This window comes from Mesorhizobium sp. GW821-FHT07A06, from assembly GCF_059419085.1.
On sequence record NZ_JBWKRC010000005.1, the window covers coordinates 333,562 to 350,560 of the forward strand.

Below are 16,999 nucleotides of genomic sequence, written 5' to 3' on the forward strand. Positions count from 1 at the left end.
GGTCGCGCGGGATCAGGCGGCTGTCGCCAGAAATTCCGGATTCTGCTTCACCAGCGCGACCTTGAGCTTTTCCATGGCGCGCGCCTCGATCTGGCGGACGCGTTCCTTGGAAATGCCAAGCGTCTCGCCAAGCGCCTCGAGTGTGGCGCCTTCGTCGTTCAGCCGGCGCTCCTCGATGATCCTCAGTTCGCGCGCGTTAAGCGCACGAAGCGCCTCTCGCAGCCAGAGCGAGCGGCGCGCGACATCGATCTTGTCGCCGACGATCTCGTCGGGCAGGGGATCGTCCGAGACCAGGAAGTCCATGCGCTCGGTGCCGCCTGAATCGTCGGCAAGCGGCACATTGAGCGAGGAGTCGGGTGCCGACAGCCGCGAGTCCATCATCGCCACATCAGCCTCGGAAACGCCAAGCGCAACCGAAACTTCGCGGTAGAGCGTTGTGTTGGAGAGCGGCTCCGCACCGTTCGCCAGCCGGGCGCGCAGGCGCCGCAGGTTGAAGAACAGCGCCTTTTGCGCCGAACTGGTGCCGCCGCGCACAATCGACCAGTTGCGCAGGATGTAATCCTGCATCGAGGCGCGGATCCACCACGTCGCATAGGTCGAAAACCGCACTTCGCGTTCCGGCTCGAAGCGGGCGGCGGCCTCGAGCAGGCCGACATGGCCTTCCTGGATCAGGTCGCCGAGCGGCAGGCCGTAATGGCGGAATTTCGAGGCCATGGAAATGACCAGCCGCATATGGGCGACGGTGATGCAGTGCAACGCGTTCTGGTCGTTGTCTTCCTTCCAGAGCAGGGCCAGCCGATGCTCCTCATCCCGTTCGAGATAGGGAGCCTTCATCGCCGCGCGGACCATGATCCGTCCTGCCGTGTCTTCCATCATGAGGCGCTCCCTGGTTCAGGCGATACGACTTGCGAACTTGGCAGGGCACCGGTTGAAATCGCCGCGTCGCGCCCTAGAACAGCCAAAACTGCCATGCGCGAGAAAGGTTCCGCTGGCGCGGGCGGGCGAGTGACGCTGTTCAGGCGATTTCAAACCGTCGCCCGGACGCCTCGGACGCTGCTAACAATCCCTTTTTGAGAATTACGTTTCGGAAATTATTTGTTTTTGAAATCTGATTCCTTATTCTTTCTGTCGGCATCTGTCATTTTCCAGCCCTCACAACAGGCCGGATTTCAGGCCAAGGACGGGATCACAAAAAGATGAAATGGCTCAAGTCGCTTATCGTCGCCGGAACGCTGCAGGCCTTGGCGGTCACTTCAGGCCATGCGGGCGCCAATCTCGATCAGATCAAGCAGGCCGGCGTCATCAAGGTCGGCACGGAAGGCACATACGCACCCTTCACCTATCATGACGCTTCGGGCGCGCTGGTCGGCTTCGACGTCGAGATCGCCAAGGCGATCGCCGACAAGCTGGGTGTCAAGGTCGAGTTCCTTGAAGGCAAGTGGGATGGGCTGATCGCCGGTCTCGACGTCAGCCGCTATGACGCCGTCATCAACGAGGTCGGCATCACCGACGCACGCAAGGCCAAGTATGATTTCTCCGATCCCTACATCGCTTCCAAGGCGGTGCTGATCGTGCGCGGCGACAACAATGACATCAAGACTTTCGCCGACCTCAAGGGCAAGAAGTCGGCGCAGTCGCTGACCTCGAATTTCGGCAAGCTGGCCGAGGCCAACGGCGCCGAGCTCGTCGGCACCGACGGCTTCGACCAGTCGATCCAGCTTCTGCTGACCGGCCGTGCCGACGCCACCATCAATGACAGCCTGTCGTTCCTCGACTTCAAGAAACACAAGCCCGACGCCAATGTGAAGATCGCCGCGCAGGAAGAAAACGCCGATTATTCCGGCGTTATCGTGCGCAAGGGCGATCCCGAGCTGGTCGCGGCCATCAACAAGGCACTGGCCGATATCAAGGCCGACGGCACCTATAAGAAGATCGCCGACACTTATTTCGGCCAGGACGTTTCGAAGTAGTTGATTATCGGGGCCGGTTTTTCGGCCCTGCAACATGCCCAGCGGCGAGCCGTCTTTGACGGCCCGCCGCTTTTGTCGTGATATGGCGCCTGCATTCGCATTCCGATAACGCCGCCGCGATCATTCTGGGGGTCTTTCGTGCCGCACTGGCTGCAACTGATGCTGGAGTCGCTGCCTTCGCTGCTCTGGGCCGCTCTCATCTTCACCGTGCCGTTGACGCTGTTGTCGTTCGTCCTCGGCCTGACGGTTGGCCTCGGCGCGGCACTTGGCCGGCTGTTCGGACCAAGGCCGCTGGTCGCGGTCGTGCGCTTCTATGTCTGGATCTTCCGCGGCACGCCGCTCCTGGTGCAACTGTTCCTGATCTTCTACGGCCTGCCGTCGCTTGGCATCCTGCTCGACGCCTTCACGGCAGCGTTGATCGGCTTTACGCTCAACATCGGCGCCTACACGTCGGAGATCATCCGCGCGGCAATCGGCTCCGTGCCGAAAGGCCAGTGGGAAGCCGCCTATTCGATCGGCATGACCTGGAGCCAGGCGATGCGGCGCACCATCCTGCCGCAAGCCGGCCGGGTCGCGGTGCCGCCGCTTTCCAACACCTTCATCTCACTGGTCAAGGACACGTCGCTGGCCGCCGCCATCACCGTGCCGGAGATGTTCCAGGCGGCGCAGCGCATCGTCGCCACCAGCTATGAGCCGCTGATCCTCTATGTCGAGGCGGCGATCCTCTACCTGGCGATGAGTTCGGTGCTGTCGGCCTTGCAGACGCGGCTGGAGGAGCGGCTCAACCGCTATGGCGGCTTCCTGGAGGCGCGCTCATGATCGGCCTCACCAATATCGAAAAGCGCTTCGGCGACAATCTGGTGCTGAAGGGCGTGACAGTCGCCATTGCGGAAGGCAGCGTCACCGCGCTGGTCGGCCCTTCAGGCGGCGGCAAGAGCACGCTCTTGCGCTGCATCAACCTGCTGGAAATCCCGACCTCGGGCACGGTGCGCATAGGCGACGAGACGCTCGAGTTCCGTCCGGGCATCAAGGTGCCGGCGAGCGACATCAGGCGGTTGCGCCTGCAGACCGGCATGGTGTTCCAGAATTTCCAGTTGTTCCCGCATCGCACCGCGATCGAGAACGTCATGGAAGGCCTGGTCACGGTGCTGAAATGGTCGCCCGAGAAGGCCCGCGAGCGGGCGCTCGCCTTGCTGGAAAAGGTCGGGATGGCGCACAAGGCCGACGCCTGGCCGGCGACGCTGTCGGGCGGCCAGCAGCAGCGCGTGGCGATTGCCCGCGCTCTGGCGCCATCACCGAAGGTGCTGCTGTGCGATGAGCCGACTTCGGCGCTTGATCCTGAATTGGCGCAGGAGGTGGTCGATGTGCTTGGCAAGCTCGCCAGCGAAGGCACGACCATGGTGATGGCCACGCATGACCTGCGGCTTGCCTCCAAGATCGCCCAGGAGGCGGTGTTCCTCGACGCCGGCGTCATCGTCGAGAAGGGGCCGTCCACGGTGCTGTTCGGCAACCCGGAGCGAGAACGGACGAAGCGGTTCATCGCGACGCTGAAGCAGGAGGCGGAGAGGGAAGGCGGCGGCTGAACTCTCTACCCCCTTGTGGCGAGTGCAAGTCAAAACAAAAAACCCGGCGCGAGGCCGGGTTTTTCGAATTCGAAGGCCAAAGAGCCTCAGGCAGCTTCTTCCTGCTCGGCTTCCTCATTGTCAGCCTTGGCGCCGCGCTTAGGGCCCTTGTTGAGGTTCACCTCGATCAGGCGCACGGCTTCGGTTTCCGACATGCGGTTGACGGCCGCGATCTCGCGGGCCATGCGGTCGAGCGCGGCCTCATAGAGCTGGCGTTCGGAATAGGACTGCTCCGGCTGGTTGTCGGCGCGGTAGAGGTCGCGCACGACTTCCGAGATCGAGATCAGGTCACCCGAATTGATCTTGGCATCATATTCCTGGGCGCGGCGCGACCACATGGTGCGCTTGACGCGGGCGCGGCCCTGAACGACCTTGAGCGCGCGCTCGACATAATCTTCCTCCGACAGCTTGCGCATGCCGATGGAGGTCGCCTTGGCGACCGGCACCTTCAGGCGCATCTTGTCCTTCTGGAAGTCGATGACGAACAGTTCCAGCTTGTGACCCGCCACTTCCTGCTCGTCGATCGACACGATTTGGCCGACGCCGTGCGCCGGGTAGACGATGTACTCACCAGTCTTGAAACCGTGACGCGCTCCGGTGGACTTCTTCTGCGGGGTGATCGTTGCCATTACGCCCTGAACTCCTTGTTGTGGTACCGGCGTCCTGCCGGCCCGAACTCGTGCGACCGGGGAAACCGATCGTTAGCCGCACAACAGGTGAACCCACCGGAAAGGCTGGGACCGGCAAACCGCATGGATTGCGACCGCCTGGCCCAGATCGCTCTGGTCCGGAATGGGATTTTTCACCTTTCAGTGATTTGGGGCGTCTGCGCCATAAATCGACGTTGTGTCACCGGCATGTTTCGCTGATGTAACACAAAAAGTCGGAAGAATCAAGGTTTTGCTGCGTTCGCGCAGGCCACAGGTTCGCGCCGCCTGTCAAGGCGGTTTATGTGACATGTCTCTTACGCTGCGTAATACCGGCCTTTACGGCCGCATTGTCAATCGCCTTCACCGGGCTCGGCCGAGAAGTATTTCTCGAACTTGCCGGCCTCGCCGTCGAAGGTCTTGGCGTCTGCCGGAGGCTCCTTCTTGGCGGTGATGTTGGGCCATTTCTCGGCATATTCGGTGTTGATCTGCAGCCATTTGTCGAGGCCTGGCTCGGTGTCCGGCTTGATCGCGTCGGCTGGACATTCGGGCTCGCAGACGCCGCAGTCGATGCACTCGTCGGGATGAATGACGAGCATGTTCTCGCCTTCGTAGAAACAGTCGACCGGACAGACCTCGATGCAGTCCATGTATTTGCATTTGATGCAATTGTCGGTCACGACATAGGTCATCGGTCGGCTCCGGGACGCCCCAGCTTTAATGGGCCAGTTTTGTTGGGCTTTTTCCGTGAGGTAACGCCTTTGTCCGTCGCTTGCAAGGGCGGCCATGCGCGGCGGCATCGTCGTTTCCGGAATGGAATTCCAGACATCGGGTACGGCGGAAGCCTGTCATGTCCTCGGGAGGGTCTTGTTTGCGGGGTTCGGCTTTGCCCCAAGCCGCGTCATTGACGTGAAGTCGTTATGCGGTGTTGAGCGACGGGATCATTCTTCGCCAAGCAAGCGGTCGGTCTGCCGGCGTTCTTTCTTGGTGGGGCGGCCGCTGCCGGCCTCGCGCAGCGCCGGAATCGCATCGGGAAGGGCCTCACCCTTCGGTGCGGGTGGCGGCGACATGTCCTCATAGAGGGTGCGGGCTTCCTCCGCCGGGCCGCGCCGGACGCCGGCGCCGATCACCTTCCAGACGAAAATGCGCCGGTCCAGCGTGATGGTCAGCACGTCGCCCGGCTTGACCAGATCAGAGGCCTGCGCTGCTTTGTCGCGATTGATGCGCACGCGCCCGGCGACGACGAGCTTCGCCGCCAGCGAACGCGATTTCACCGCGCGCGAGAAGAACAGCCATTTGTCGATGCGCTGGCGGCCTTCGGCAACCATCGAACCCTACCGAGCCTACTTCTTCAGCTGGTCGCGCAAGGCGGCGAGCTTGGCGAAGGGCGAGTCTGGATCGAAGCGCACCGGGCGTTCCTCGCGCGGCTTCGGCTGGAAGGCCGGCTTGGCGCCGCCCTTGCCGCGATCGGGGCCACCCTTGCCCTCGGGCCGGCCACCCTTCCAGTCGGGGCGGCCTTCGCGGCGTTCGGGACGATCGCCCTGGGGCCGACCGTCACGGCGCTGTTCACCTTCACCCGGTGGCTTGGGCTTGAACTTCGACCGGTCGAAGCGCGGCTTGCCGGCGCCGTCACGCCGCCCTTCATGGGCGGGGCGCTCTCCGGGAGCAGCCGTGGCCGGTGCGCCGCCGGAGTCGGCCGGTGCATTGTTTCGGCCGCGCGCTTGTCCGTTGCGCTGGCGATTGTTGCGGCCTTCGTGATGGCGGGGGCGCTGCTCGAAACGGCCCTGGCGCCACAACAGGATCGGCTTGGGCGCTTCAGCTTCTGGAGCGGGCTCGCCGGGGGGCGCTTCGGTAGGCACGTCCGAAACCGCTTCCGTCGCGGGTGCAGCTTCGGGAACTGGCTCCACTGTGGCTTCGACGGATTCAGCTTCCGCCTCTGGCTCGGCAGCAGGTTCAGCAGTTGCTTCGGCGACAGCCTCAGTTGCGGGCTCTTCCGCGACTTCGGCCGAAGCTTCGGTTGGCTCTTCCGCGACAGGTTCTGCTGCGGCTTCCGCGATGACCTCGGCCGGAGCTTCGACAGCAGCCGGTTCCGAACCCTCGATCGCTGCCTCCGCCGCAGCATCTGTCGCGGCAGCCTGCGCAGCCCTGGCCTGCTCGGCGCGTGTGGCTTCTTCCGCCGCAAGCCAGGCTGCTGCGGCTTCCCGTGCGGCAGTGTCCTGCGCTTCCAACCGCGCCTTGACCTCCGCCGCCGGCTTCGGCTCGGCGCGATAGCCCAGGCCCTTGAGGATCTCTTCCATGTCGTCGGCGGTTGCGCCGAGGATCGACATCATCGGCGGCGTCACCATGAAGGACTGGCCGTCATAGGCGCCGTCCGGACGCTGGCCGAGGCCAGGCTTCCAGTTGGTCGCCGGACGGATCAGGTCGGCCAGCCGCTCCAGAATGTCGATGCGCACGGCGCGGCGGCCGAGATTGCGGTAGCCGGCGAGCTTGTAGAAGGCCTTGTCGAAGGCCGGATCGATGACCACCGAAGTGCGGCCGGACGCCAGCGCATGGACCACGTCGCCAAAGCCGGGCTTGTCCTTGCCGTCATTCTTCAGCGCCCACAGCAAGGTCACCAGTCCGGCGGGTGCCGGCTTGATCAGCGCCGGGACGAAGACATGATAGGCGCCGAAGCGCACGCCAAGCCGGCGAAGCGCCGCGCGACCCTCCTGGTCGAGCGACTTCATCTCCTCGGCAATGTCGCGGCGGTTGATGAGGCCGAAATTCTCGACCAGCTGGAAGGCGATACCACGGCCGATGCCGGAAATCTGGTCGGCGTTCTTCAGGTCGACCAGCGGCTTCAGCAGCGACTCGATCTGGAAATTGACGAAACGTTCGGCGCGCGCGGCGACCTTGTCGCGCGCCGGGCCGGTCAGCTGTTCGTCGGCCAGCAGCACGAGGCGCGGCTTCAGCGCGTCTTCGCCGGAGACCAGCGTGCCGATCGGCGCGCCGATCCAGCGCAGCGTGCCGTCCGAGCCAAGTGCCAGGTCGCCATTGGCGCAGGCGCCAAAACGGTCGGCGCGCGCCTCGAACTCGGCGGCCAGCGCCTTTTGCGCGGCGGTGCGCACGGCCTTGGCGTCTTCGCCGCCGGCGGTCTGGTCGGCGGTGAAGCGGAACCCTTGCAACTCGCCGACATGATGGCCTTCGACAAGGACGGTTCCGGTAGGGCTTATTTCGGCTTCAGGCATGGTATTTTCTCTAAGGCGCCGCATGAGGACGGAAGTCCTGCGGTCTACGAAGCGTTTCGTCAACCGCTCATGCAGCGCATCCGACAATCTGTCTTCGATTTCGCGCGTCTTTTCCTGCCAGTGTGCCTGATCGGCCAGCCAGCCGGGCCGGTTCGACACGAATGTCCAGGTGCGGATCTGGGCAATCCGGTGCGACAGCGTGTCGATGTCGCCCTCGGTGGTGTCGGCGCGGCGCACTTGCTCGGCCATGTAATTCTCGTCGACATGGCCTCGCTTGGCGAGGTCCATATAGATCGACGCGATGAGGTCGGCATGCTGCGCCGGGGCGATCTTGCGGTAGTCGGGCAGCGCGCAGGCTTCCCACAGGAGCGCCACGCGTTTGGCGTCGGTCGCCAGCGCGCGGATATCCTCGTCGCGGGAAAGATATTCGAGCGCCTGCGCGTCGACCGCCGGCAGAGCGCGCGTCAGACCCTCCACCGGAGCGTTGGTCTCGATCGAGCGCTTCAGCGCGTCCAGGCTGGCGAAGTCGAAATGCGCGGTGCGCCACTGCAGCACCTTCACCGGATCGAAGTCATGGCTTTCGATCTTCTTGACCAGTTCCTCGTCGAGCGGATCGACCTGGCCGGTGACGCCGAAAGTGCCGTCGCGCAGATGGCGTCCGGCGCGGCCGGCGATCTGGCCGAGCTCGGCCGCCGTCAGGTTGCGGTACTGGTAGCCGTCGAACTTGCGGTTCTGGGCGAAGGCGACATGGTCAAGATCGAGGTTGAGGCCCATGCCGATGGCATCGGTGGCGACGAGATAGTCGACATCGCCTGATTGGAACAATGCCACCTGGGCGTTGCGGGTGCGCGGCGAGAGCGCGCCGAGCACGACGGCGGCGCCACCTTGCTGGCGTCGGATCAGCTCGGCGATGGCATAGACCTCGTCGGCGGAGAAGGCGACGATCGCGGTGCGGCGCGGCAGGCGCGTCAGCTTCTTCGAGCCCGCATAGGCGAGATGCGAAAGCCTTGGCCGCGTCACCACGGAGACGCCCTTCAACAGGCGCTGCAGGATGCCGTGCATGGTGGCGGCACCGAGCAGGAGCGTTTCCTGGCGGCCGCGAAGATGCAGGATGCGGTCGGTGAAGATGTGGCCGCGCTCGAGGTCGCCGGCGAGCTGCACCTCGTCGATGGCGACGAAGGCGGCGTCGGTCTCGCGCGGCATGGCCTCGACCGTGCAGACCGAATATCTGGCGCCTGGCGGCTGGATCTTCTCCTCGCCAGTGATCAGAGCGACTTTATGGGCGCCGACCTTTTCGCAGACGCGCGTGTAGACTTCCCGCGCCAGCAATCTGAGCGGCAGCCCGATGACACCGGTTTCATGCGCCACCATGCGCTCAATGGCGAGGTGGGTCTTGCCGGTGTTGGTCGGCCCAAGCACGGCGGTCACGTCGCGGCCCGACAGGATCAGCGGCTCGGTATGTTTCGGCTGGATGTTCATCGGCTCGGAAATAAGGCTTTCTGGCCTCTCATTGTCGGGAGCGTGCCTTCAAACTGGCGCGTATGACAGGCGACACATAGGGATTTCGTGCGCGAAGCGAAAGCGGAATGTTCCGTGGGCGGCTCGAAGGCCTCTTTGCACAGCGCTAAATTGGCTATCGCTTAACTGATGGAACGAGTCTGGAACGAATCGGCGACGAATCAGTGACTCGACCAGATTCAGCTTTTGTTCACGGCTATATGTGGATTTCGTGAGCGTGACTCTCACCACATGCTGAATCCCTGAACTGGCCCGTTTTATGCTAAGCGACCTCAGCTATTAAGCTTTGCCGAGAAACGACGGCGGCGGCACGATATCCATCACTCAAGATTATGAAATTGTTAATCTTTCTGAATTTGGTGTTAAGGAACTGTGGGCGATTCCGGCCAGTTAACGTTAACTTGCGCTCAAAGCCGGAACGAATCGGCTACAAATCAGCGCCGGCGGCGTTTTCCCTTTTTGTTCTCCAATAACTTGTGTTGTGAACAGCTTTTCCACCGACAATCCACAGGCTTGGCCACAGGGTTCCGCACAGGCGGCGCTGCCGCATTAGCCCCTGCGTGCGGGATTCAGGCATTGCGCTGCGGCGGGGCTTTTTCGCTTCCAAGGCATCAAAGGAAACGGACCGGTTTCCCGGTCCGTTCGCTACGGTATGAAGCCGTCGGACGTCTCAGGCGAAGTATTGGCCGCCATTGGCGGTGAGGGTCGAGCCGGTAATGAAGCCGGCATCCTCGGAAGCGAGGAAGACGACGCAGCGCGCGATCTCTTCCGGCTCGCCGAGGCGGCCGACCGGGATCTGCGGCAGGATGCGCTCGTTGAGCACCTTCTCATCGATTGCCTTGACCATCTCCGTGGCGATGTAGCCGGGGCAGATGACGTTGACGGTGATGCCGGCGCGGGCGCCCTCCTGGGCGAGGGCCTTGGTGAAGCCGATGTCGCCGGCCTTGGCGGCGGAATAGTTGACCTGGCCGGCCTGGCCCTTCTGGCCATTGATCGAGGAGATGGTGATGACGCGACCGAACTTGCGGTCGCGCATGCCGCCCCACAGCGGGTGCGTCATGTTGAAGACGCCGGAAAGATTGGTGTCGATGACCTCTTTCCACTGCTCACGGGTCAATTTGTGGAACATGGCATCGCGGGTGATGCCGGCATTGTTGACCAGCACCGAGACCGGGCCGAGATCGGCCTCGACTTGGCTGATGCCGGCGGCGCAAGCGTCATAGTCGGCGACCGACCATTTGTAGACCGGAATGCCGGTCTCGGCCTTGAATTTCGCCGCCGCCTCGTCGTTGCCGGCATAGTTGGCCGCGACCGAATAGCCGGCGTTCTTCAAGGCGATCGAGATCGCCGCGCCGATGCCGCGCGATCCGCCCGTGACGATTGCAACCTTGGTCATGCATTTCCCCTTTTTGATATCGCCCTGTTGTCGGGCTTGGCAGGCACTGGATATGAAAGGGGCGGCTTGCGCCGCCCGTTCAGTATTTTTCAGAGGGCTTCCACACACAGGGCGACGCCCATGCCGCCGCCGATGCACAGGGTGGCCAGCCCCTTCTTGGCGCCGCGACGGCGCATCTCGTAGACCAGGGTATTGAAGATGCGGGCGCCCGAGGCGCCGATCGGGTGGCCGATGGCGATGGCGCCGCCATTGACGTTGACGATCGAGGGATCCCAGCCCATGTCCTTGTTGACGGCACAGGCCTGCGCGGCGAAAGCCTCGTTGGCCTCGACAAGGTCGAGATCGCCAACCGACCAGCCGGCCTTTTCCAAAGCCTTGCGCGAGGCGGGAATGGGGCCGGTGCCCATGATCGCCGGATCGACTCCGGCGGTCGCCCAGGAGGCGATGCGCGCCAGCGGGGTGATGCCACGCCGTGCGGCTTCCGCTTCACTCATCAGCAGCGCGCCGGCGGCACCATCATTGATGCCGGAGGCGTTGGCGGCGGTCACGGTGCCGTCCTTGTCGAAGGCCGGCTTCAGCTTGGTCATGGCGTCCAGCGTCGCGCCATGGCGGATGTATTCGTCCTGGTCGACAATCGTGTCGCCCTTCTTGCCCTTGATGGTGAAGGCGACGATCTCGTCCTTGAACTTGCCCGCCTTCTGCGCCGCCTCGGCCTTGTTCTGCGAGGCCAGCGCGAACTGGTCCTGGTCGTCACGGGTGATCTGGAACTGGCGGGCGACGTTCTCGGCGGTGTTGCCCATGTGATAGCCGTTGAAGGCATCCCACAGCCCGTCCTTGATCATGGTGTCGATCATCTTGTAGTCGCCCATCTTAACGCCGGCGCGCAGATGCTGCGCGTGCGGCGACAGCGACATCGATTCCTGGCCGCCGGCGATGATCACCTTTGCGTCACCAGTGGCTATCTGCTGCATGCCGAGTGCAATGGCGCGCAGGCCCGAACCGCAAACCTGGTTGAGGCCCCAGGCGGTGGTCTCCTTGGGCAGGCCGGCAATGATCGAGGCCTGGCGGGCCGGGTTCTGGCCCTGGGCCGCGGTCAGCACCTGGCCGAGGATGACCTCGTCGACCTCCGCCGCTTCGACCCCGGCGCGTGACAAAAGTTCCCTGATGACGACGGCGCCGAGCTCATGCGCCGGCGTGGCGGCGAACGCGCCGTTGAAGGAGCCGACGGCCGTGCGCGCGGCGCTGGCGATGACGATGGAATCGGACATTTTCTTCTCCAGACTTCAAGGATGTTGTTCTGTCGTTGAGGACTTTTCTTGCCCTTTCCCAACCCCAAGTCAAACCGGAAATCGGCATGGCGCCCATGCGCGCCAAGCAGGTCACGCTCCGCCATGCCTTCGGGCTGGCCGCTGCTGCGCAGCATATTTTGCCTGCTATGCAGCATTATATGATCCCGCACTGCACAAACTGCTTGGAATTATGAGGCTTTTGCGCATATCCTCAAAAAGGGCGCAATCGTTACCGGCCGCTTACTCAGGCGCGCCGGTGTCCGGGGAGGATGCAGATGGCCGCAAAAGACGACCCGATCATTATCAAGAAATATGCCAATCGCCGCCTCTATAATACGGGGACGAGCACCTATGTGACGCTCGAGGATCTGGCCGAGATGGTCAAGAAGGGCGAGGAGTTCACCGTCCAGGACGCCAAGACCGGCGACGACATCACGCATCCGGTGCTGACCCAGATCATCTTCGAGTTGGAGAACAAGGACGGGCAGAACATGCTGCCGATCCCGTTCCTGCGCCAGCTGATCGCCTTCTACGGCGACCAGATGCAGATGATCGTGCCGAGCTTCCTCGAACAGTCGATGATCGCCTTCTCCAAGGAGCAGGAGCGCTTTCGCGAGCAGATGAAGGGGGCGATCGGCAAGTCGCCGCTGGACGTGATGAAGATGGCGACGCCGATCAAGGCGCTGGAAGAACAGACGCGCCGCAACATGGAGATGTTCCAGAACGCGATGCGGCTGTTCACGCCTTTTCCGCCGGCGGGCTCGGCACCGGCCGCGGCCCCCGCCGAGCCGGCCAGGAAGGACGCGCCGGCCGAGAAGTCCGACGATCTACAGCAGCTGAAGGACCAGATCGCGGCCATGCAGCGCAAGCTCGATACGATGTCGTAAGCCGGCAGCGGGTCGGGCGCAGCCCAACCCGGCCGTGCCTTATCCGTCGATGGTCAGCTTCCACAATTCCCAGGTGTCGTCGGCCCGCCCGTCAAGCGAGCGGTAAAAAGCCTTGGCCGGCATGTTGGAGTGCAGCACCGTCCACTTGATGGCGGATGCACCGATGCTGGTGGCATGGTCTCGGAGCCGCTCGACAAGGGCGCGGCCGACCGACCTGCCGCGCGCCGCCTCAGCCACGTAGAGTTCCTTGAGCACCACGACTGGCTTCAGATCGTAGGTCCAGGGGATGAGATAATGGACGGCGATGCCGACGACTACGCCGTCGACCTCCGCCACGAACACGCCGAAGCGGGGCGATGGCCCCAGCCCATGGTCGACGATGTCGGCCTCGGTGACCCGGAATTCGTCGTCATAGCCCTCGAAGACGGCGAGCGCCCGCATAAGGGCGAGCACCGCGCCGACATCCCGCCGCTCGAACGGACGGACGACCGCTTTGCGCGCTGGGCTCGGCGTTGCGGTCATGCCCTCGGAGTGCCAGGCGCCTTGCCGGAGGCGAAAGGAAGCTCTTCATCCTGCCAGCCTGTCATGCCACCGATCATGACCTTCACCGGCAGGCCGAGGCTGGCCAATTTGAAGGCCGCCCGATCCGCGCCATTGCAATGCGGCCCGGCGCAATAGACGACGAACAGCGTGCCTGCCGGCCATTTCGCCATTCGGTCGGCCGAGATCTCGCGGTGCGGCAGGTGGAGCGCGCCCGGCACATGGCGGCGCTCATAGGCTTGCGGCGAACCGACCACATGCAGAAGGACAAAGTCCGGCTCGCCGGCGCGCAGTGTCGCGGCGACGTCGGAACAGTCGGTTTCGACCGAAAGCCGACGCAGGAAATGGTCGCGGGCAATCTCCGGCGATGCCGCCGGAATGTCTGTCACGTAGCTCATCAAGGGTCTCCATCTCAGATGGAGCCGGTCTCCATCTCTGATGGAACCGAGGTAGCGCACCGGGCCAGACGATTGCAGCTGGCAGCTTTGCCATATATCGTCAAGATCATGCCAAATCCGCCTCTCGCCAATCCACTGGTCGTTGCCGTCGCCTATGACGGGCTGTGCACGTTCGAGTTCGGCGTGGCGGCCGAGATGTTCGCCTTGCCCAGGCCGGAGATGGGCGCGGATTGGTATCGGTTTGCCGTCGCCGGCATCGATGCCGGCGAAATGCGCGCGATGGGCGGCGTGCGTGTCGTCGCCGATGGCGGGCCCGATCTGATCGGCGAGGCCGGCACGGTGATCGTGCCGGGGTGGCGCGGTGTGGAGTGTCCGGTGCCGCCCTCGCTGGTCGAGGCGCTTCGGGCGGCCAATGAGCGGGGGGCACGCATCCTGTCCATCTGCTCGGGCGTCTTCGTGCTCGCCGCGGCCGGCCTGCTGTCGGGCAAGAAGGCGACCACGCATTGGCGCTACAGCGAGAAACTGAGGGAGATGTATCCCGACATCACCGTGGTTCCGGACGTTTTGTACATCGATGAGGGGAATGTGCTGACATCGGCCGGCAGCGCGGCGGGCATCGACCTGTGCCTGCATCTGGTCCGGCGCGACTTCGGCACCAAGGCCGCCAACATGGTGGCGCGACGCCTGGTCGTGCCGCCGCATCGCGACGGCGGCCAGGCGCAATATGTCGAGAGCTTGGTTCCCGAGCCTCATGAACGCAGCCGGCTCGGACCGTTGATCGACAGGATGCGCGCGGATATTTCCGCCGACTATCCCATAGCCACCCTCGCCAATCTGGCCGGAATGAGCGAGCGGACATTCTTGCGCCGGTTCGCGGCCGCTACCGGTGTCACGCCGGCGCGCTGGCTGCTTTCGGAACGGCTATCGCGGGCGCGCACATTGCTGGAAGAAACCGCCATGCCGATCGAGCGGATTGCCGAGACCGCCGGATTTGGCGCGGCGGCGACGTTGCGGCATCATTTCCGCCAGCAATTCGCAACGACGCCCGCCACTTACCGGGCGCGGTTCGGAACCAGTGCCAACCCAGCCTGACGGCCTCACAGCTGTCCGGGCAGCAATCCCTCATAGCGGCCGCGCGGGCGGATGATGCTGCCGCTCACGATCTGTTCGACCATATGCGCGGCCCAGCCGACGCTGCGTCCGAGCGCGAACAGGTGGAACGGCGCATCGCGCGGCAAGCCCAGGCCGCGCGTCAGCACGGCGAGGGCAAAATCGATATTCGCCGGAGCGCCGGTGGCGGCAATGGCGGCGGCTTCCAGCGACCGCAATGTCTCGTCTGTGTTGCCGATGGCGGCCAGAAGCGCCGCGGCCCGGGGATCGCCTTCGGGGTAGAGCTGATGGCCGAAACCCGGCAATGGCCGGTCATGGCCGAGCCAGCGCCGGATCGTTGCATCGGCGCCGTGCCGTGCCGCATCTTCGGCGAGGTGCATCACCGCCTCGCCGGCGCCGCCGTGCCGCGGGCCCGACAGCGTCGTCAGTCCCGCCAGCAGGCAAGCGGCGGGTGAGGCTCCCGTGGAGGCGGCGACGCGAGCGGCGAAGGTCGATGCATTGAGTTCGTGATCGGCGAGCAGCACGAGGGCGCGCCGGATCGCTTCCGCCCCGTCTTTGCCGACCGACCAGCCCCGCGCCAGTCGCCGATGCACCGGCTCCGGCCCCGCCTCGGCCCCGAGGGCGCCGGCCAGCACGCCGATCGCGCGCGCCGCGTCGGCGCATAGCGAGGCGGCGCTGCGTCCAAGCGAAGGCCGCGCCTGGCCGGCAAGCAAGGCAAGTTGCGCGAAGGCCGGGCCTCGGCCGAACTGGCGCGGCGCATCTGGCGGCGGCGCCTCGAAGCGGACCGGTTCAGGCAGGGCCCAAAGCACAGCGGCGGTTTCTTCCAGCGTCGCATGGTCGGACAGCGCAACGGCGTCCCGGCCCCGATAGATGAGATGGCCGTGCCAGACGGTCGAGATCGCCGTTGCGATCGACGGCTCGCCCCAGGCGATGGCGCTTTCGGCGATGGCGGAGGGGCTGCGCCCGCGTGCCCTCCGCGTTGCCAGCGCGGCGATGTCGTCGGCGCGATATTCGCTGCGGCGTGGGTCAGCGCGGTCCGGGCGCATGCCAATGCGACCGCGGCTGACATAGGCGTAGAGCGTCTGCGGCCTCACCCGCAGCCTTTCCAGTGCCTCTTCCCGCGACAACCATTCGGACATGGCGAGCCCTGATATTGATTCTATTGATCAAGATTGATGACGATCCGGCCTACCCTTATCTCCCATGTGGAAAAGCTTCAAGGAGACAAGGCCATGGCGAATGGGCTCGATGATGTGGTGGCGGCCGAAACCGTGCTGTCCGATGTGGATGGGCTGGGTGGCCGGCTGACGATCCGTGGCTATTCGCTGCCGGAGCTGGCCGGACGATGGAGCTACCCGCAAGTGGTGCGCCTGCTGCTGGATGGTTTCTTCGACGATCTGCCTGGCGATGCCGAACTGATGGCGAGACTGGGCGAGGCCCGCGTCGAGGTGTTCGAGCAGCTCCTGCCCTCGCTGCCCTTGCTGGCGCCGCTCGAAATCTACAGCGCCATGCGCGCCGGCATGGCTCTGCTGCCGGATGGCGAGACGCTGGCGGACGCCTTGCGGCTGATCGCGGCGCCCGCCGTGCTGACGCCGGCCTTGTTGCGCCTGCAGCGCGGCGAGCAGCCGGTCGCCCCGGACGGCAAGGCCGATCATGCCGCCGACATGCTGAGGATGCTCAATGGCGTCGCGGCATCGCCGGCATTGGCAAAAGCGCTCGACACCTATCTGGTGACCGTCTGCGACCACGGCCTGAATGCCTCCACCTTCGCCACCCGTGTCGTCGCCTCGACACTGGCCGGCCTGACCTCGTCGGTGCTGGCCGGGCTCGGCGCGCTCAAGGGACCGCTGCATGGCGGCGCGCCCGGACCGGTGATCGAGATGCTGGATGCGATCGAGGCGCATGGCGACGCGGCCGGTTGGCTGCGCGACGAGATCGCGCATGGCAAGCGCATCATGGGTTTCGGCCACCGCATCTACCGCGTGCGCGATCCGCGTGCCGATGTGCTCAAGGCCGTGGTGCGGCAGCTTGGCGGCGAAGGCGAAACCGGCCGCCGGCTGGCTTTCGCCGAGACGGTCGAGCAGACCGCGCTCGAGGTGCTGCGGATCGCCAAACCGCAGCGCTCGCTGCAGACCAATGTCGAGTTCTATACAGCGCTGGTGCTGGAAGCGGCGGGTTTCCCGCCGCGGGCTTTCAGCAATGTCTTCGCCGCGGGCCGTGTTGCCGGCTGGATCGCGCATGCGCGCGAGCAGCAGACAACCGGGCGGCTGATCCGTCCGCAATCGCGCTATGTCGGCCCGGTGCCGGACCTCGTCGCATAGTCCATCAGAGGCACGGCCTCGCCGCGTCGAAGCGGAGGGGCTTTTGGCACAAGCGAAATTTCATGTGATCACGC

The 16,999-nt window shown here is 64.5% G+C and carries 17 protein-coding genes; 7 read left to right on the plus strand and 10 right to left on the minus strand.

All coding sequences use genetic code 11. From position 1 onward, the window contains the following. Positions 1–12: 12 nt before the first annotated feature. A complete protein-coding gene (locus AC07SZ_RS18715) occupies positions 13–876 on the minus strand; it encodes an RNA polymerase factor sigma-32 (RefSeq protein ID WP_494915381.1) in 864 nt (287 codons plus the stop codon). Between the two features lie 320 nt (positions 877–1,196). Here AC07SZ_RS18715 and AC07SZ_RS18720 point away from each other — a divergent pair, with 320 nt between their 5' ends. The 3 genes from AC07SZ_RS18720 to AC07SZ_RS18730 all read left to right on the plus strand — a co-directional run bounded on the left by AC07SZ_RS18720 (position 1,197) and on the right by AC07SZ_RS18730 (position 3,553). Continuing rightward, positions 1,197–1,970, plus strand: a complete 774-nt coding sequence (locus AC07SZ_RS18720; protein WP_056575520.1) for an amino acid ABC transporter substrate-binding protein — start codon at positions 1,197–1,199, stop codon at positions 1,968–1,970. 138 nt (positions 1,971–2,108) lie between these two features. Then, the gene (locus AC07SZ_RS18725) at positions 2,109–2,789 is read left to right on the plus strand and encodes an amino acid ABC transporter permease (protein WP_056575523.1); all 681 of its coding nucleotides are present in this window, start codon (positions 2,109–2,111) and stop codon (positions 2,787–2,789) included. Beyond that, positions 2,786–3,553 carry an amino acid ABC transporter ATP-binding protein gene (locus tag AC07SZ_RS18730; RefSeq protein ID WP_056575525.1) on the plus strand — a complete coding sequence of 256 codons (768 nt, stop codon included), beginning with the start codon at positions 2,786–2,788 and terminating at the stop codon, positions 3,551–3,553. The genes AC07SZ_RS18725 and AC07SZ_RS18730 overlap by 4 nt, the downstream gene beginning before the upstream one ends. Before the next feature lie 86 nt (positions 3,554–3,639). Here AC07SZ_RS18730 and AC07SZ_RS18735 read toward each other — a convergent pair whose 3' ends face one another. The 6 genes from AC07SZ_RS18735 to AC07SZ_RS18760 form a co-directional block, all read right to left on the minus strand. Continuing rightward, positions 3,640–4,221, minus strand: a complete 582-nt coding sequence (locus AC07SZ_RS18735; RefSeq protein WP_010911999.1) for a CarD family transcriptional regulator — start codon at positions 4,219–4,221, stop codon at positions 3,640–3,642. Between the two features lie 371 nt (positions 4,222–4,592). Then, positions 4,593–4,931 carry a ferredoxin FdxA gene (gene fdxA / locus AC07SZ_RS18740; RefSeq protein ID WP_008873823.1) on the minus strand — a complete coding sequence of 113 codons (339 nt, stop codon included), beginning with the start codon at positions 4,929–4,931 and terminating at the stop codon, positions 4,593–4,595. A 249-nt stretch (positions 4,932–5,180) separates the two neighbouring features. After that, positions 5,181–5,567: an RNA-binding S4 domain-containing protein gene (locus tag AC07SZ_RS18745; RefSeq protein ID WP_056575528.1), complete on the minus strand. Its 387-nt coding sequence runs from the start codon at positions 5,565–5,567 to the stop codon at positions 5,181–5,183. 15 nt (positions 5,568–5,582) lie between these two features. Then, positions 5,583–8,945, minus strand: coding sequence for a helicase-related protein (locus AC07SZ_RS18750; protein WP_494915382.1), 3,363 nt, complete (start codon positions 8,943–8,945; stop codon positions 5,583–5,585). A 709-nt stretch (positions 8,946–9,654) separates the two neighbouring features. After that, positions 9,655–10,380 (minus strand): acetoacetyl-CoA reductase, encoded by a 726-nt coding sequence (phbB, locus tag AC07SZ_RS18755; protein ID WP_056575534.1) that lies wholly within the window; start codon positions 10,378–10,380, stop codon positions 9,655–9,657. An 89-nt stretch (positions 10,381–10,469) separates the two neighbouring features. Continuing rightward, on the minus strand, positions 10,470–11,648 hold the full coding sequence (locus AC07SZ_RS18760; protein WP_140777086.1) for an acetyl-CoA C-acetyltransferase: 1,179 nt from the start codon (positions 11,646–11,648) through the stop codon (positions 10,470–10,472). 86 nt (positions 11,649–11,734) lie between these two features. Here AC07SZ_RS18760 and AC07SZ_RS18765 point away from each other — a divergent pair, with 86 nt between their 5' ends. Together AC07SZ_RS18765 and phaR are read left to right on the plus strand one after the other, a co-directional pair. Then, the gene (locus tag AC07SZ_RS18765; RefSeq protein ID WP_494915383.1) at positions 11,735–11,863 is read left to right on the plus strand and encodes a hypothetical protein; all 129 of its coding nucleotides are present in this window, start codon (positions 11,735–11,737) and stop codon (positions 11,861–11,863) included. A gap of 81 nt (positions 11,864–11,944) precedes the next feature. Further along, entirely contained in the window at positions 11,945–12,556 is a 612-nt protein-coding gene (gene phaR, locus AC07SZ_RS18770) for a polyhydroxyalkanoate synthesis repressor PhaR (protein WP_056575541.1), read from the plus strand. 39 nt (positions 12,557–12,595) lie between these two features. On the opposite strand, the gene AC07SZ_RS18775 is transcribed toward phaR, so the two are convergent. Both AC07SZ_RS18775 and AC07SZ_RS18780 read right to left on the minus strand, forming a co-directional pair. Then, the gene (locus tag AC07SZ_RS18775) at positions 12,596–13,078 is read right to left on the minus strand and encodes a GNAT family N-acetyltransferase (RefSeq protein WP_494915384.1); all 483 of its coding nucleotides are present in this window, start codon (positions 13,076–13,078) and stop codon (positions 12,596–12,598) included. After that, a complete protein-coding gene (locus AC07SZ_RS18780) occupies positions 13,075–13,494 on the minus strand; it encodes a rhodanese-like domain-containing protein (protein WP_056575546.1) in 420 nt (139 codons plus the stop codon). The genes AC07SZ_RS18775 and AC07SZ_RS18780 overlap by 4 nt, the downstream gene beginning before the upstream one ends. Positions 13,495–13,602: 108 nt before the next feature. Between AC07SZ_RS18780 and ftrA the strand changes: the two genes are divergently transcribed. After that, the gene (ftrA, locus tag AC07SZ_RS18785; RefSeq protein ID WP_494915385.1) at positions 13,603–14,586 is read left to right on the plus strand and encodes a transcriptional regulator FtrA; all 984 of its coding nucleotides are present in this window, start codon (positions 13,603–13,605) and stop codon (positions 14,584–14,586) included. A 5-nt stretch (positions 14,587–14,591) separates the two neighbouring features. On the opposite strand, the gene AC07SZ_RS18790 is transcribed toward ftrA, so the two are convergent. After that, a complete protein-coding gene (locus AC07SZ_RS18790; RefSeq protein WP_056575550.1) occupies positions 14,592–15,743 on the minus strand; it encodes a citrate synthase in 1,152 nt (383 codons plus the stop codon). A gap of 93 nt (positions 15,744–15,836) precedes the next feature. On the opposite strand from AC07SZ_RS18790, the gene AC07SZ_RS18795 reads away from it, so the two are divergent. Then, entirely contained in the window at positions 15,837–16,925 is a 1,089-nt protein-coding gene (locus AC07SZ_RS18795; protein WP_494915386.1) for a citrate synthase/methylcitrate synthase, read from the plus strand. Positions 16,926–16,999: the final 74 nt, after the last annotated feature.